This window comes from Pseudomonas sp. R15(2017) (assembly GCF_002112685.1).
Taxonomy (GTDB): Bacteria; Pseudomonadota; Gammaproteobacteria; order Pseudomonadales; family Pseudomonadaceae; genus Aquipseudomonas; species Aquipseudomonas glycinae.
The window spans coordinates 391,056-405,280 of record NZ_NEII01000003.1; the positions used below are offsets into that span (position 1 = coordinate 391,056).

The window sequence follows — 14,225 nt, forward strand, 5'->3', positions numbered from 1 at the left end:
CCGTGATGGCGAGACGGCCATTGCAATGGAATGTGATTTCGCTCATGGCTGCCTGCCGATCAGAACGCCAGCTTGTAACCGATCAACACCAGCATCGTCGCCAGGCAAGGGCGCAGCAGTTCATCGGAGACGCGGCCGGTCAGGTGGCTGCCGAGCCAGATGCCCGGCAGTGAGCCGACCAGCAGAAAGCCCAGCACGCCCCAGTCCATGTTGCCCATGCTCGCGTGGCCGAGGCCGGCGACCAGGGTCAGCGGTACGGCGTGGGCGATTTCGGTGCCGACCAAGCGGCGGGTCGGCAGCAGCGGATAGAGGATGAACAGTGCGACAGTGCCGAGGGCGCCAGCGCCGATGGAGGTCAGGGCGACCATGGTGCCGAGGATCAGACCGGTGATCACGGTCATGACATTCAGGCGCGCACCGCTGGGGTTGTAGTTGCCGCCGGCACGTTTGTGGGCGAATTCCAGCAGGCGCTTCTTGAACAGAATCGCCAGCGCCGTGGCGAACAGCACGAAGCCCAGCGCCTGCTTGATGATGGCGTTCATCGCGTCCGGTGCGGTGTGCAGGGTGCTGAGGAACCACAAGGTCATGGCCACCGCCGGGACACTGCCCAGGGTCAGCCAGCCGGTGATGGCCCAGTCGATGTTCTTGTTCTTCCTGTGCACCAGCACGCCACTGGATTTGGTGATGGCCGCGTACAGCAGATCCGTGCCCACCGCTGTGGCCGGATTGATGCCGAACCACAGCAGGATCGGCGTCATCAACGAACCGCCGCCGACACCGGTCATGCCGACGATGAACCCCACCACCAGCCCGGCAATCACCAGGCCGAAATTTGCCAATTCCATTAAGACGTCCAGACAAACCACAGGAAAATCCGGCCCGCAGCATAACCAGTTTTCTTATAACGCCCTATATCGATCGGATCTATCGTTATGCCATTTCACTGCACTGGCAAAAAATTCAAAAACAACAGGCTCTGGGCGTAATTCAGCCCGATGCGCCGGTAGCGCTCGTCGAGCATCTGGGTCAGCAGATCCAGACGCGCCACGACTTTGCCAAACTCCGTGGCAAAACTCAGGTTGCTGCCCTCCTCGGAAATTTCGTTGGAAAACAGCAGCGGCTGGCCCTCCTTGTTCTGCCGTTGGGCGAGGATCCACGTGGCTTTCTCGATGTTGCGCGCGGCGTTGTTGACGAAGGTCGGGTTGATCGCATCGGTCATGTAGAACTCGGTGCGGTTGCCGTGGGCGGTGACCAACATGCTGCCGATCGCGTAGATGAACGCACCCACCCGGTCACCGAGAAATTCAGGGCTCATGGCATAGCTCAGCGCTGCCAGATCCTTTTTGCCGCCGAGGGTCGGCAAAGGTTGCTGTTGTTCGATGGCCAGCCGCACCTGTTTGACCGCCGTGCGAATGTCGAGAAAGCCGGATTTGCGCAACTCGTCCGGGTTGCGCAGGTACAACTTGCCCATCAAGCGATAGAGGCTGTCGAGGTTGTCACGCATCGCCAACGTGGCCATGCGGTCAACACTGGTCTGAAGAAATTCCTGAGGCCTGCCCTCGCGCATCTGGGTGATGAAATTGTTGCCGTCCTGATGGCTGCAACCGCCGAGCAGCAGCGTCGACAAAAAGGCCAGCAGCAGGCACGGGCGATAAATGAATGCAGCGATGGGGTGCAAAACTCTCGGCATGAATTCTTTGACGGACACGTTCCTGTGCGGCGGAAGTCACCGCACCCTGGCCATGGATAGAGCCGGGGATTTCGCAAAAGTGCAGTGCCGGCGTGGATTCCCGACCTTCGGCACCGCTGGCTCAATCAATTTAGTCCGACTTTATTTTTGCATTAATCGTTTAATCCGCTATAAATTCCCATTCATCCATTAATTAGCATGACTATTTAACGATTTTCAAAACAACAACAAAAAGGAAGGTCAACCCATGCTTCAATCCCGACACTCACTCTGCGGCCTCGGACTGTCCCTGATGATCGCCACCCTCTCCGCCCAGGCCGCCGGCCTGACCAGCGAACACAAAGCCTTCGGCAAAACCAATGACGGCACGCCGGTCGAGCAATACATCCTGCGCAACAGCCACGGCATGCAGGCCACGGTCATCACCTACGGCGCAACCTTGCAGTCGCTGCAGGTGCCGGACAAACACGGCAAGCTCGACGACATCGTCCTCGGCTTCGACGATGTGCAGGGTTACCAGAAAGGCACCGCGTACTTCGGCGCGACCATCGGCCGCTTCGGCAATCGCCTGGCCGACGGCGCTTTCGAACTCGACGGCAAGCGCTACCAAGTGCCGCAGAACGACAAGACCAACGCCTTGCACGGCGGCACTCAGGGCTTCGACAAAAAGGTCTGGAAGGCGAAAGAAACCAAGGACAAGGATTCGGTCGGCGTGACCCTGACCTACCTGTCGGCAGACGGCGAAATGGGCTTCCCCGGCAACCTCACCACCGAAGTGACCTACCGCCTCACCGACAGCAACGAGCTGCGCATCGACTACAAGGCCAGCACCGACAAACCGACGGTGCTCAACCTGACCAACCACAGCTACTTCAACCTCGCCGGCGCCGGCAATGGCGACATCCTCAAGCAAGTCGCCACCCTGCACGCCAGCCATTACACCCCGGTCACCGCCAAACTGATTCCGACCGGCGAACTGGCGCCCGTGGCCGGCACGCCGATGGACTTCACCAAACCGACCGCCATCGGCCAGCACATCAAGGCCGATCATCTGCAGTTGAAATTCGCCGAAGAAAAACAGGGCGGTTTCGATTTCAACTGGGCGCTGGACACCAAGGGAGACGTCAGCAAACTCGCCGCCGAAGTCAGCGACCCGCAATCCGGTCGCCACTTGCAGCTGTTCACCAACGAACCAGGCGTGCAGTTCTACACCAGCAACTTCCTCGACGGCACGGTCAAGGGCAAGGGTGGCAAGGTCTATCCGCACTGGGGCGCGTTCACCCTGGAAACTCAGCACTATCCGGATTCGCCGAACCAGCCGAACTTCCCAAGTACCCGACTGGATCCGGGACAGACCTACACGCAGAGCGTGGTGTTGAAGTTCTCCGCCAAGTAAGCACCTGACCTCCTTTCTGGAACCGGACGGAACCCGTGGGCTATCCTGCTGCCCACTTAAAGGTATCGACCGTTTCAGAAAGGAGGTTTGAATGCGTACCCTCGAACTGGCTGGCGTGCAGGTGCCGGTGATTGGCCAGGGCACCTGGCGCATGGGCGAAGACCGCTCGGCGCACAAGCGTGAAGTGGCGGCCCTGCGCAGTGGCATCGAACTGGGGATGACCCTGATTGACACTGCGGAAATGTACGGTGAAGGCGGTGCCGAAAGCGTGGTCGGCGAAGCCATCGCCGGCCTGCGCGATCAAGTGTTTCTGGTGAGCAAGGTCTACCCGCACAACGCCAGCCGCCAAGGCATTCCCCAGGCCTGCGAGCGCAGTCTGCGCCGGCTCGACACTGATTACATCGACCTCTATCTGCTGCATTGGCGCGGCCAGTATCCGCTGGAAGAAACCGTCGAGGCCTTCGAGCGCCTGCGCGAGGCCGGCAAGATCGGTCGCTGGGGCGTGTCGAATTTCGACGTCGATGATCTTGAGGAACTGTCGCATTCGGCCTGCGCCACCAATCAAGTGCTGTACAACCTGGAAGAGCGCGGTATCGAATTCGACCTGCTGCCGTGGTGCCAACAGCAGCGCATGCCGTTGATGGCGTACTGCCCGATCGGCCAGGGCGGCGCGATGCTGGCCGAGCCGGTGCTGAAACAGATTGCCGCTCGTCACGGCGTGACCCCGGCACAGGTTTCGCTGGCGTGGATTCTGCGTCAGGATGGGGTGATTGCGATTCCCAAGGCCGTGCGTCCGGAACACGTGCAGCTCAATGCACAAGCGGCGCAGCTGCAACTCGAGGCCGGGGATCTGGCGGCGCTGGACCAGGTGTTTCAGGCGCCCAAACGCAAGCAGCGGCTGGCCATGGTCTGAGCCACCGCCGACTGACAGAGGGCTTCGTTATGAGAAGCACTGATCAGGACGATCCATTCAACCTGCAACGCTTCGTGCTCGCCCAGGACCCGGTGTTCGAACGGGTCCAGCGCGAACTCGGCGAGGGCCGCAAGCGCAGCCACTGGATGTGGTTCGTGTTCCCGCAGTTCGCCGGGCTCGGCGGCAGCGAGATGTCGCGGCGCTTCGCAATCAGCTCGGCGCCGGAAACCCGCGCCTACCTTGCCCACCCGTTGCTCGGCGCCCGCCTGCGGATTTGCACGCAGCTGGTGCTGAACGTTCAGCAGCGTTCGATTGCCGAGATTTTCGGCCATCCGGACGACCTGAAATTCCATTCATCAATGACCCTGTTCGCCCAGTTCGCCGACGAAGACAGCCTCTGGCATCAGGCGCTGGAGCGTTTCTTTCACGGCATTCAGGACGAATGGACTTTGCAGTTGCTGGACTCAAAACAGGCCCAGTTGCCCCCCGATCAGGGTTGAGAAATCGTCGTCGACAAACGGCAGGATCGCATCTGCCACCGGTTGCAGCTGGCGGGTGATGTAGTGGTCGTAGTCGATGGCGGCGCGGCGCACTTCCAGCGGTTCGGGGCCGGCCAAGGTGATGACGTAGCTGATCCAGCCGCCGTTCTGGTACTGGCGCGGGCGACCGTGCTGCGCGTTGTAATCGTCCGCCAGCCGCGCGGCGCGCACGTGGGGCGGCACGTTGCGTTCGTAATCGTCGAGGGTGCGGCGCAGGCGCTTGCGGTAGACCAGTCGCTCGTCGAACTCGCCGGCCAGGGTCTTGCGCACATACTCGCGCACGTAATCCTGATACGGCTTGCGCTGGAAGATCCGCTCGTACAGCTCCTGCTGGAATTGCCGGGCCAGCAGCGACCAATCGGTGCGCACGGTTTCCAGGCCTTTGTAGACCATTTCTTCGCTGCCGTCAGCGCGGCTCACCAGACCGGCGTAGCGCTTTTTGCTGCCCTCCTCGGCGCCGCGAATCGTCGGCATCAAAAAGCGCTTGTAATGAGTTTCGAACTGCAATTCGAGGGCGCTTTCCAGACCGTATTGCTCACGCACATGCTCGCGCCACCAATCGTTGACGTGCTGCACCAAGGCCCGACCGATTTGCGCCGCTTCTTCCTGACCGTGGGAGCGACGCAGCCAGACGAAGGTCGAGTCGGTATCGCCATAAATCACCGCGTGGCCCTGGGCTTCGATCAACTGCCGGGTGCGCAGCATGATCTCGTGGCCGCGCAGGGTGATCGAGGACGCCAGCCGCGTATCGAAAAACCGGCAGCCGCTGGAACCGAGCACGCCGTAGAAGGCGTTCATGATGATCTTCAGTGCCTGGGACAACGGCGCGTTGTGTTCGCGCTTGGCGGTCTCGCGGCCCTCGGCGACCCGGGCGACGATGGACGGCAAGCAATGCCGGGTGCGGGAAAAGCGCGCACCGCGAAAACCCGGTACCGAATCGCTGTCGTCGGGATGCTGCAAGCCTTCGATCAGCCCCACCGGGTCGATCAGAAAGGTACGGATGATCGACGGATAAAGGCTTTTGTAGTCGAGCACCAGCACCGATTCGTACAGCCCCGGTTGCGAGTCCATGACAAACCCGCCGGGGCTGGCCTGCGGAGGATTGGTGCCGAGGTTCGGCGCCACAAAACCCTGGCGGTGCATCAACGGCATGTACAAATGCGTGAACGCCGCCACCGAACCACCGCTGCGATCCGCCGGCAGGCCGGTGACGCTGGCGCGCTCCAGTAAAAACTTCAGCAGCTCGGTCCTGGCGAAGATCCGCGTGACCAGTTCGCAGTCCTTGAGGTTGTACTTGGCGAGCGCCGGCTTGTCCTCGGCGAACATGCGGTTGATCTCGTCCATGCGCTGGTACGGGTTGTCGATGGACTTGCCCTCGCCGAGCAGGGTCTGGGCAACGTTTTCCAGACTGAACGAGGGAAAGCTCCAGGTCGCCGAACGCAGGGATTCAATGCCATCGATGATCAAGCGCCCCGCCGCTGCCGCGAAGTAATGATTGCGGCTGCCGTGTTCGCGCCATTGCATTTCCTCGCCGCCACGCCCGAGTTTGAGCGGCACGCCGAGGCGCCGGGCGTGTTCGTGAAGGATGCGCAGGTCGAACTGCACGAGGTTCCAGCCGATGATCGCGTCGGGGTCGTGACGGGCGAACCAGTCGTTGAGCTTTTTCAGGATCAAGGTGCGCGATTCGCAGTACTCGAGGTCGAAGTCGACGATGCTGTGATCGCCGTTCGGTGCGCCGAGCATGTACACCTGACGTTCGCCGCAGCCTTCCAGGGCGATGGAGTACAACTCGCCCTGCTCGGTGGTTTCGATGTCCAGCGAGACCAGCCGCAGTTGCGGGCGATAGTCGGGGGCAGGCTTGAGGTGGGCGTCGAGCAACACGCCGTCGGCATCGGGCGTGCCGCTGAACCACACCGGCGCGGTGATGAAACGTTCCATCAGGTAACGCTCGGGCGGTCGCACATCGGCTTCGAAGACATCGACACTGTGGCGGTTGAGCGCGGTTTCAAGGCGCATCAACTGACCATGCTGCTGGCAGTACAGACCGAGCACCGGGCGATGCTCGAAATCCTGCAAGGCCAGGGGGCGCAGTTCGACGTTCTTTTCGTCCGCCAGCACCCGCTCGGCCTGCTCGCGCTGCGCCGCCGGGATGAACGCCACCGACGGCTGATGCGGCAGACGCACACGGCGCGGCCCGGCGTCGGTCGCCAGCCAGAACTCGACTTCGGTGCCGGCCGGGGTGTCGCGCCAATGCCGGGTCAGGACGAAGCCCTGCTGTAAATCCACCACTGCAACCTCAGGAATTGATTCAGACGGGCATTCTACGCGGCATTGCCGTAACCCGTGAGAAAGGCCTCGCCATGAAAAACCCGGTCAAATGACGTTTTTTGCGTGTTATCTGCCGTTTTGCGGCCTTGCCCTGCGCGCCTGCGTCTACGATGCTTGGAGAACAACGACAACACCTGAGTAACCGCCATGAAAACCGTCGCCCAGCTGCTCAAGCTCAAAGATCCGAAAAATCAGGAAGTGCACCAGATCAAACCCGATCACATGGTGCTCGAAGCGCTGATGAAAATGGCCGAGAAGAACGTCGGCGCCCTGCTCGTGGTGGAAGACGACAAAGTGGTGGGCATCATCAGCGAGCGTGATTACGCGCGCAAACTGGTGCTGCACGGGCGCTCCTCGGTGGGCACGCCGGTGCGCGACATCATGGTGGCTAACGTGATCACGGTGGACACCCACCAGACCGTCGACACCTGCCTTGGCATCATGTCCGACAAACGCCTGCGTCACTTGCCGGTGGTGGAGAACGGCAAACTGATCGGCCTGCTGTCGATCGGCGACCTGGTCAAGGAAGCGATTGCCGAACAGGCCGAGCTGATCAAACAGCTGGAGCAGTACATTCGCGGGGAATAATGCCTTCACCCTGATCGTTCCCACGCTCTGCGTGGGAATGCCTCTTGTGACGCTCTGCGTCACGCTTTGGGACGCGGAGCATCCCGGGCTGCATTCCCACGCGGAGCGTGGGAACGATCAACGATCACCATCTGATTCGATTTCTTAACCGGGCCAATGCCGCGCAAAGACCGGCGCCAGCACCGGGTGCCGGTCGATGCGTTGCAGCCATGCATGGAAACCGGGTCGGGCCTGGCGCAGGTGTTCGCGGGCACCGGCCCAGCGCGTGACCACCGCCGCCAGCACGTCCAGTGCCCCCGGTGTTTCATCGTCCAGGTACAGCTCGGCGGAGAACTGATCGGCAAACACCTCCCAGCTCCAGTGCAGTCGTTCCCGCGCCCCCGCCATCAGATTCTGTCGCGAGGCCTCGTCCGGCATCACCAGCCAGCGTTCCGGGTAATCAATGATCCCAATGGCTGCATAACAATTGCTGACGATGTACACCAAGCCCCGAATCGCCTGATCGCGGTCAGCGCCGTTGGCTGGCAGCAGGCCGGATTGCGCAAAGCTTTGCCCCAGATGAATCAGAATCGCCGCACTTTCGGTGATGACACTGCCGTCCGGCAGTTGCAGGGTCGGGATCTGTTTGAGCGGATTGAGCCGCGCCAGCTCCTGGGCCGCTTCCGCACTGGCCTCGATATCGATGAAGCGGTAAGCCACCTGGCACAGCTCGAGCGCCGCCTCGATGGCCGCGGCCCCTGAATTGCGATGTCCGTAGAGCTGATACATAACCCCTCCTCCACTGCGAAAGGCGTCCTGCCTGGCCCTATTTATAGCTGTTGTATCGAATTTGGCACGGATTGCGCATTCATCGGCAGCTTGCGAATCCCTGATCTCGCAAAACAGCGCTGGCGGTGCCCATCCCGCACCAAGAGCAATCAGCGAACGCTATCCGCGTTCTTGTAAGGTGCGATACCGAACCAAAAGTTCGCGTATCCGAGCTGGCAACAAGGAGTTCACCGCGTGAATCTTCATCTGCTGCGCCACCCTCTTCTCTCGATGCCCGTTTACCTGCGCCGCGTTCGCCCGCCGAACAGTCCGTGCATTCCTTTTATTACCTGAACGCCTGCACTATTTATTTTTTAAATAGCACGCAAGAAGCCATTGCGTGCGCGCTGCATTAATTAATGCAAGAACACATTGTTCGACAATAACTTTCAGACAGCACACCGATACAACTTTTGCTGTTCGGCGTTAATGTCCAAAGCGCACCAAAACTGCACTATCAATCATTACCCAGAGCCGATTTTATTTAGACAAAAACAAGGAACATCGCCTGTGACCCGCTAAAACACAGACCCGCACCAAATCAGTCCGCCACGCACCATCACGCGTCCTGGCCGACACGAGAACAGCCGCTCTATCTCGCTGAACAGCGCGATACCGCGCCAAGCCTGTCTCGCCCTGAAAAAAGCCCTGAAAACAGGGCTGTCGGGAGGTTATGCGCCCATGAAAACCGGTGTGCTCAATGAAACTTATATAAATGCGACATACGTATCATCCGTGAAATAACCGCTACACATTTGTTTACTGTTTGGCACAGCGGTTGCTATTGCATCAACCATGAGGGCAAGAATGACATTCGCCACTCAGTCATAAAAGAACAGCCACGGACCGGATCAATGAACCATCGAAGTCGACATTACTGAAGCAATAAGCTGCACAAGCCCTGTTCAATAGATAGTTCAACTATCGGCTTCTGCACACCCGTATGAAAGTTGCGACCACTCACTCGAACAACGCTGTGTTGTTCGAACGGCACCTTATTGCCCTTCATCCACCCGAGGGAGCTTTAATGAACGATGCGGTAAAGCACAGAACGCCGCCGGGGCCAGTACCGAACGCAGCGCTTGCGTCGGTGGCGGGTCGGCCCGTCTACAAGGCCAACACGTCGCAGCCCGGCGGCCTGAACAAACAGCAGATGCTGTTGCTGGTGGCGGTGTCGGCGCTGATACACGGCGGCGCCTGGTGGTTTTTCCAGCAGGCGCGGGCCGAGCCGCTGCCCACGCCGCCGGAAATTCCGGAAATGACCGTCGAGCTGACCAGCCCGACACCGCCGGCCCCGCCGACACCGGAACCGCCGCCCCCACCACCGCCCCCTCCCGAACCGGAACAACCGGTGGAAGACGAGGACGCGGTCAAGCCGCCGCCCAAACCGGTGGAGAAACCCAAGCCGATCGAAAAACCGAAACCGGTCGAGAAACCCAAACCGGTGAAAAAGGCCGAGCCGCCGAAAGCGCCGCCCGTCCCTGCGCAACCGGCAGCGCCTGCCGCTCCGGCCACCCCGAGTGCGCCACCGGCACCTGCGGCGGCACCGGGCCCGGTGAAAGAGTCGGCGGCGATTTCCGGCCTCGCCAGCCTCGGCAACCCGCCGCCGGAATACCCGTCGCTGGCGCTGCGGCGCAACTGGGAAGGCAGCGTGGTGCTGCGGATTCAGGTGCTGGCCAACGGTCGCGCCGGTTCGGTGACGGTGACCAAGTCCAGCGGCAAGCCGCAACTGGATGACGCGGCAGTCGCGGCGGTGAAGGCCTGGAAGTTCATTCCGGCCAAGCGCGGCGACACACCGATCGACGGCTTCGCTACCCAGACCATCGATTTCAAATTGCCGCAATGACGGCGCGACAACCGAACTCACAACCGAACTCACAACCGATTAACGCAAGCGAGGTGTAGCCATGAACGATTCTCTGTCTTCGATGATTGTCCCCGGCGTGCTCTGGGGGCTGGTGCTGTTTTCCGTGGTCAGCTGGGCGATCCTGCTGGTCAAGTCGGCGCAATACCTGCGCCAGAAAACCCAGAACCGGCAGTTCAGCAAAGCCTTCTGGGGCGCGCCGGATCTGCTGACCGCCGCCGAACACGCCAGCCAGTATCCGGGCTCGCTGGCGCGGATCGCCAGCAGCGGTTTCGAAGCCCTGTTGGTGGAGGAATCCCCGCGCACCACCCAACAACTGGCGCACACCATCAACCGTTCCGATCGTCTGGAACGCAACTTGCGCCAGCAGATCCAGAAGGAACGTCGCTCGCTGGAAAACGGCCAAGCGATCCTCGCCAGCATCGGCAGCACCGCGCCGTTCATTGGCCTGTTCGGCACCGTGTGGGGAATCATGGAAGCCCTGCAAAGCATCGGCGCCAGCGGTTCGGCCAGCCTGGAAACCGTGGCCGGGCCGATCGGCCACGCGCTGATTGCAACCGGTGTGGGCATTGCCGTCGCGGTGCCGGCGGTGCTGATCTACAACTTCTTCCTGCGGCGCCTGAAGCTGGCTTCGGCGGACATGGATGACTTCGCCCACGACTTCGACGCCCTCGCCTCGCGCAGTGCGTTTTCCATCAGCCGCCAGGCCATCGCCAAATCCACGGCCGCCGTGCGGGAGGCCAGCTGATGTCCTTTTCCACTCAAGACAGCGATGAAGTGCTCAGCGAAATGAACGTCACGCCGCTGGTGGACGTGATGCTCGTGCTGCTGGTGGTGTTCATCGTCACCGCGCCGCTGATGACCAACGCGATCAAGGTCAACCTGCCAAAAACCGACGCCGTCGCTCCCGCCGAAAAGAAGGACCCGGTGGTGGTCAGCGTCGATCAGGACGGCAAGTTCTTTCTGGCCAAGACCGAGCTGGCGCCGGAATCACTGGAGGCCAGCCTCAAGGAGGTCAAGGCCAAGGATGCCGACGTACGCGTGCAGCTGCAGGCCGACTCCGCCGTGAATTACGGCCAGGTCGCCAAAGCCATGGCGTCCATCGAGCGCTCGGGCATCACCAAGATATCGGTGATGACCACCCGCTGACGGCGGTGCCGGGCGCGCTGTGAGGGACGCGCCCGGCACCGTTCGTTGAATCCCGTCGCAATCGGCCGACCGAAAAACGCTGCGCGTCTTCGGAGGGGATCGGCTTGCTTGAAGAAAGTGGTTTTCGCGGCGCGGCACCACCGTGCTCCGTGCAAAGAGGGCTCACAAGGCCATTTCGATAAACGTCTAACAAAGTCGGAAACAACCATGCTGATGAACACTCCACGCTTCACGCTCAAACCCTTGGTGGCAACGATTTCCCGCCACCGTTTCGTTCCGTTGTACCTGGTGGCCATGGGGATGGGCGCCGGGGTTCAGGCTGCCGAGGACGACAACGGCGTCCCGGCCGCCGCTGCGGTGGTTGCGCCGACCACGCAACTGCAACGGGTCGAAGTGACCGGTTCGGCGATTCGCCGGGTCGATGCGGAAACGGCGGTGCCGATCACCGTGCTCAAGGCCGATGAACTGCGCAAACAGGGCGTGACCACCACCGCCGAACTGGTGCAGCGCATCACCGGCAGCCAGTCGATCAACAACAGCGCAGGCTCGGTCGGCGCGGCCACCGGCGGCGCATCGTTTGCCGACATGCGCGGCATCGGCGCGAACAAGACGCTGGTGCTGCTCAACGGTCGCCGACTGGCCAACAACGCCCTGTCGGGCACCAACTCGGCCGGCGGCGCGGTGGATCTGAACATGATCCCGTTTGCCGCGATCGAGCGTGTGGAAGTGCTGCGCGACGGCGCCTCGGCCCTGTACGGCACCGACGCCATCGGCGGCGTGATCAACTTCATCACCAAGAAATCCATGACCGACGGCCAGCTCACCCTCGGCGGCGAAACCCCGACCCACAGCGGCGGCGGTGCGACCAAGGACATGAGCGCAAGCTGGGGCTACGGCGACCTGGAGCAGGACCGCTTCAACGTGCTCGGCGTGTTCAACTACAACAAGCAACAGAACCTCGACGCCAACGACCGCTCCTTCGCCCGTGACTACGTGCCCGGCCGAGGTCTCGACCAGACCTCCGGCACCGCGTTCCCCGGCAACTACAGCCAGAACGGCAACGCCACCAACCCGCTGGCCAACAGCAATTGCAACGGCCCCAACCTGGTGGCCCGCGACGGCCTCTGCCGCTTTAGCACCCGGGAATTCATCGACCTGGTGCCGCAGACCGAGAAGACGTCGTTCTTCGGCAAGACCACCGGCAAACTGGCCGACGACCACAACGTCAACCTTGAATACTTCTGGTCGCGCAACAACAACGCCACCGCTGTCGGCCCGGCGCCATTGACCGGCCTGAGCCTGGATTCGTCCTCGCCCTACTACCCCGGCAACGGCATCACCCCGGCGCCCACCGATTTTGCCCTCGACCCGACGCAACCGGTGGACGTGAACTGGCGCGAAACCGCCGCCGGCCCGCGTGAATCGAAAGACCAGAACACCAGCCAGCGCTTTTTGCTGAGCTTCGACGGTCTGGTGGGCGGCTGGGACTACAACGTCGGCGCCTCGTACAACCAGAACAAGATCGTCTCCAGCGTTACCAGCGGCTACGTCAGCGATCAGGCGATGATCGACGGTCTGGCCAGCGGCCTGCTCAACCCGTTCGGCCCGCAGACCAGCGCCGGCCAGCAATACATCGACCAGGCCGCGTACCACGGCGCCTATTCCACGGCGGTCGGTCGGGTCGCCGGTTTCGACGGGCGGATCAGTCGCGAAATCGGTGACTGGTTCGGTGCCGGTCCGTCCGGCCTGGCCCTGGGCGGCGAGTACCGCAAAGAGAAATTCCACCAAGACTACGAAGCCTTTGCCGGCGACATCCAGAGCCTGGGCATCGACCCGGCCGGCAGCGTCGAGGGCGACCGCAGCGTGAAAGCCGCCTACGCGGAAATCAACGTACCGGTACTCGACAGCCTGGAATTGTCCGCCGCCGTGCGTCACGACAAATACAGTGACTTCGGCAGCACCACCAACCCGAAATATTCGTTCCGTTATCAGCCGCTCAAGGAGCTGGTGGTGCGCGGCGCCTACAGCGAAGGCTTCCGCGCGCCGTCGCTGTATGAGCTGTATTCGCCGCGCAGCATCACCTACACCCAGGGCTACTACAACGACCCGGTGCTGTGTACCGGCGGCGTGGTGCAACCGGGCGGCAACGGCGGGCGCGATTGCGGTCAGCAGTTCCTCAACCAGATCGGCGGCAACGAAGACCTGGCCCCGGAGAAGGCGCGCAACGTCACGCTGGGCTTTGTCTATCAGCCGGTCAGCAATCTGTCCGTGGGCCTGGATTTCTGGTGGATTCACATCTCCAACCAGATCCAGCCGTTCCCGGAATCCACCGTGTTCGATCAGGCCGGCAGCTACCCTGACCGCTTTGTGCGCAACGCCGACGGCACGCTCAACTACATCGTCACCGGCAACGCCAACCTCGGCATCGTCGAAACCAACGGCGTCGATGTGTCGCTGGACTATCGCTTCCCGAACACGCCGTACGGTCAGTTCGGCTTGGGCCTGCAAGGCACCTATGTCGACGAGTACGACTTCCAGAGCACCATCAAGGGTCCGTTCACCGACAAGGTCGGCGACTTCAAGGGCGACGGTGTGATTGCCCGCTGGAAACACAACCTGACCGGTTCCTGGACCTTCGGTGCAGCCCGCGCGGCGCTGACCAACCGCTTCACCACCGGCTACAACGACTACGACCGCGAGACCAACGCGCGGGTCGCATCGTATTCGGTGTGGGACCTGTCGGCCGGCTACACCTTCGACAAGGTGCTGGACGTCGATGCCGGGGTGAAGAACCTGTTCGACCGCGATCCGCCGTTCTCCAACCAGGCTTACAACTTCCAGAGCGGTTATGACCCGCGCTACACCGACCCGCTGGGCCGCACGCTTTTTGCGCGCATGACGTACCACTTCTAAGGAACGAGCACTGCATAACCCTGTGGGAGCTGGCTTGC

The 14,225-nt window shown here is 61.6% G+C and carries 12 protein-coding genes; 8 read left to right on the plus strand and 4 right to left on the minus strand.

Features of this window, described 5'->3' with window-relative positions; translation table 11 throughout:
• Positions 1-59 precede the first annotated feature (59 nt).
• Both CAF77_RS08745 and CAF77_RS08750 read right to left on the minus strand, forming a co-directional pair.
• A complete protein-coding gene (locus tag CAF77_RS08745) occupies positions 60-845 on the minus strand; it encodes a sulfite exporter TauE/SafE family protein (RefSeq protein ID WP_011335062.1) in 786 nt (261 codons plus the stop codon).
• Between the two features lie 95 nt (positions 846-940).
• Positions 941-1,690: a hypothetical protein gene (locus tag CAF77_RS08750; RefSeq protein ID WP_064384079.1), complete on the minus strand. Its 750-nt coding sequence runs from the start codon at positions 1,688-1,690 to the stop codon at positions 941-943.
• Positions 1,691-1,937: 247 nt separating this feature from the next.
• On the opposite strand from CAF77_RS08750, the gene CAF77_RS08755 reads away from it, so the two are divergent.
• The 3 genes from CAF77_RS08755 (at position 1,938) to CAF77_RS08765 (ending at position 4,499) form a co-directional block, all read left to right on the plus strand.
• Complete coding sequence (locus CAF77_RS08755; RefSeq protein ID WP_064380853.1) at positions 1,938-3,086, plus strand: aldose epimerase family protein; 1,149 nt, start codon at positions 1,938-1,940, stop codon at positions 3,084-3,086.
• A gap of 91 nt (positions 3,087-3,177) precedes the next feature.
• On the plus strand, positions 3,178-3,999 hold the full coding sequence (locus tag CAF77_RS08760; RefSeq protein ID WP_064380854.1) for an aldo/keto reductase: 822 nt from the start codon (positions 3,178-3,180) through the stop codon (positions 3,997-3,999).
• A gap of 29 nt (positions 4,000-4,028) precedes the next feature.
• Positions 4,029-4,499 (plus strand): DUF1810 domain-containing protein, encoded by a 471-nt coding sequence (locus CAF77_RS08765; protein WP_064380855.1) that lies wholly within the window; start codon positions 4,029-4,031, stop codon positions 4,497-4,499.
• Here the strand turns inward: CAF77_RS08765 and CAF77_RS08770 are convergent.
• Positions 4,464-6,824 (minus strand): DNA polymerase II, encoded by a 2,361-nt coding sequence (locus CAF77_RS08770; RefSeq protein WP_170928940.1) that lies wholly within the window; start codon positions 6,822-6,824, stop codon positions 4,464-4,466. The genes CAF77_RS08765 and CAF77_RS08770 overlap by 36 nt on opposite strands.
• 189 nt (positions 6,825-7,013) lie before the next feature.
• Between CAF77_RS08770 and CAF77_RS08775 the strand changes: the two genes are divergently transcribed.
• Positions 7,014-7,454 carry a CBS domain-containing protein gene (locus CAF77_RS08775; protein ID WP_064380861.1) on the plus strand — a complete coding sequence of 147 codons (441 nt, stop codon included), beginning with the start codon at positions 7,014-7,016 and terminating at the stop codon, positions 7,452-7,454.
• A 144-nt stretch (positions 7,455-7,598) separates the two neighbouring features.
• Here the strand turns inward: CAF77_RS08775 and CAF77_RS08780 are convergent, their stop codons facing one another.
• The gene (locus CAF77_RS08780; protein ID WP_011335069.1) at positions 7,599-8,222 is read right to left on the minus strand and encodes a glutathione S-transferase N-terminal domain-containing protein; all 624 of its coding nucleotides are present in this window, start codon (positions 8,220-8,222) and stop codon (positions 7,599-7,601) included.
• A gap of 1,066 nt (positions 8,223-9,288) precedes the next feature.
• Here CAF77_RS08780 and CAF77_RS08785 point away from each other — a divergent pair.
• The 4 genes from CAF77_RS08785 to CAF77_RS08800 all read left to right on the plus strand — a co-directional run bounded on the left by CAF77_RS08785 (position 9,289) and on the right by CAF77_RS08800 (position 14,187).
• The gene (locus CAF77_RS08785) at positions 9,289-10,107 is read left to right on the plus strand and encodes a TonB family protein (RefSeq protein WP_064380863.1); all 819 of its coding nucleotides are present in this window, start codon (positions 9,289-9,291) and stop codon (positions 10,105-10,107) included.
• A gap of 61 nt (positions 10,108-10,168) precedes the next feature.
• Complete coding sequence (locus CAF77_RS08790; RefSeq protein ID WP_007959058.1) at positions 10,169-10,873, plus strand: MotA/TolQ/ExbB proton channel family protein; 705 nt, start codon at positions 10,169-10,171, stop codon at positions 10,871-10,873.
• Positions 10,873-11,274: a biopolymer transporter ExbD gene (locus CAF77_RS08795; RefSeq protein WP_011335072.1), complete on the plus strand. Its 402-nt coding sequence runs from the start codon at positions 10,873-10,875 to the stop codon at positions 11,272-11,274. The genes CAF77_RS08790 and CAF77_RS08795 overlap by 1 nt, the downstream gene beginning before the upstream one ends.
• A 207-nt stretch (positions 11,275-11,481) precedes the next feature.
• On the plus strand, positions 11,482-14,187 hold the full coding sequence (locus tag CAF77_RS08800) for a TonB-dependent receptor (RefSeq protein ID WP_085654302.1): 2,706 nt from the start codon (positions 11,482-11,484) through the stop codon (positions 14,185-14,187).
• Positions 14,188-14,225 lie beyond the last annotated feature (38 nt).

What these genes read in the sequence shown, in the direction of transcription:
- CAF77_RS08745 (WP_011335062.1), bottom strand. Translation starts at nt 845, where the DNA reads ATGGAATTGGCAAATTTCGGCCTGGTGATTGCCGGGCTGGTGGTGGGG.
- CAF77_RS08750 (WP_064384079.1), bottom strand. Translation starts at nt 1,690, where the DNA reads ATGCCGAGAGTTTTGCACCCCATCGCTGCATTCATTTATCGCCCGTGC.
- CAF77_RS08755 (WP_064380853.1), top strand. Translation starts at nt 1,938, where the DNA reads ATGCTTCAATCCCGACACTCACTCTGCGGCCTCGGACTGTCCCTGATG.
- CAF77_RS08760 (WP_064380854.1), top strand. Translation starts at nt 3,178, where the DNA reads ATGCGTACCCTCGAACTGGCTGGCGTGCAGGTGCCGGTGATTGGCCAG.
- CAF77_RS08765 (WP_064380855.1), top strand. Translation starts at nt 4,029, where the DNA reads ATGAGAAGCACTGATCAGGACGATCCATTCAACCTGCAACGCTTCGTG.
- CAF77_RS08775 (WP_064380861.1), top strand. Translation starts at nt 7,014, where the DNA reads ATGAAAACCGTCGCCCAGCTGCTCAAGCTCAAAGATCCGAAAAATCAG.
- CAF77_RS08780 (WP_011335069.1), bottom strand. Translation starts at nt 8,222, where the DNA reads ATGTATCAGCTCTACGGACATCGCAATTCAGGGGCCGCGGCCATCGAG.
- CAF77_RS08785 (WP_064380863.1), top strand. Translation starts at nt 9,289, where the DNA reads ATGAACGATGCGGTAAAGCACAGAACGCCGCCGGGGCCAGTACCGAAC.
- CAF77_RS08790 (WP_007959058.1), top strand. Translation starts at nt 10,169, where the DNA reads ATGAACGATTCTCTGTCTTCGATGATTGTCCCCGGCGTGCTCTGGGGG.
- CAF77_RS08795 (WP_011335072.1), top strand. Translation starts at nt 10,873, where the DNA reads ATGTCCTTTTCCACTCAAGACAGCGATGAAGTGCTCAGCGAAATGAAC.
- CAF77_RS08800 (WP_085654302.1), top strand. Translation starts at nt 11,482, where the DNA reads ATGCTGATGAACACTCCACGCTTCACGCTCAAACCCTTGGTGGCAACG.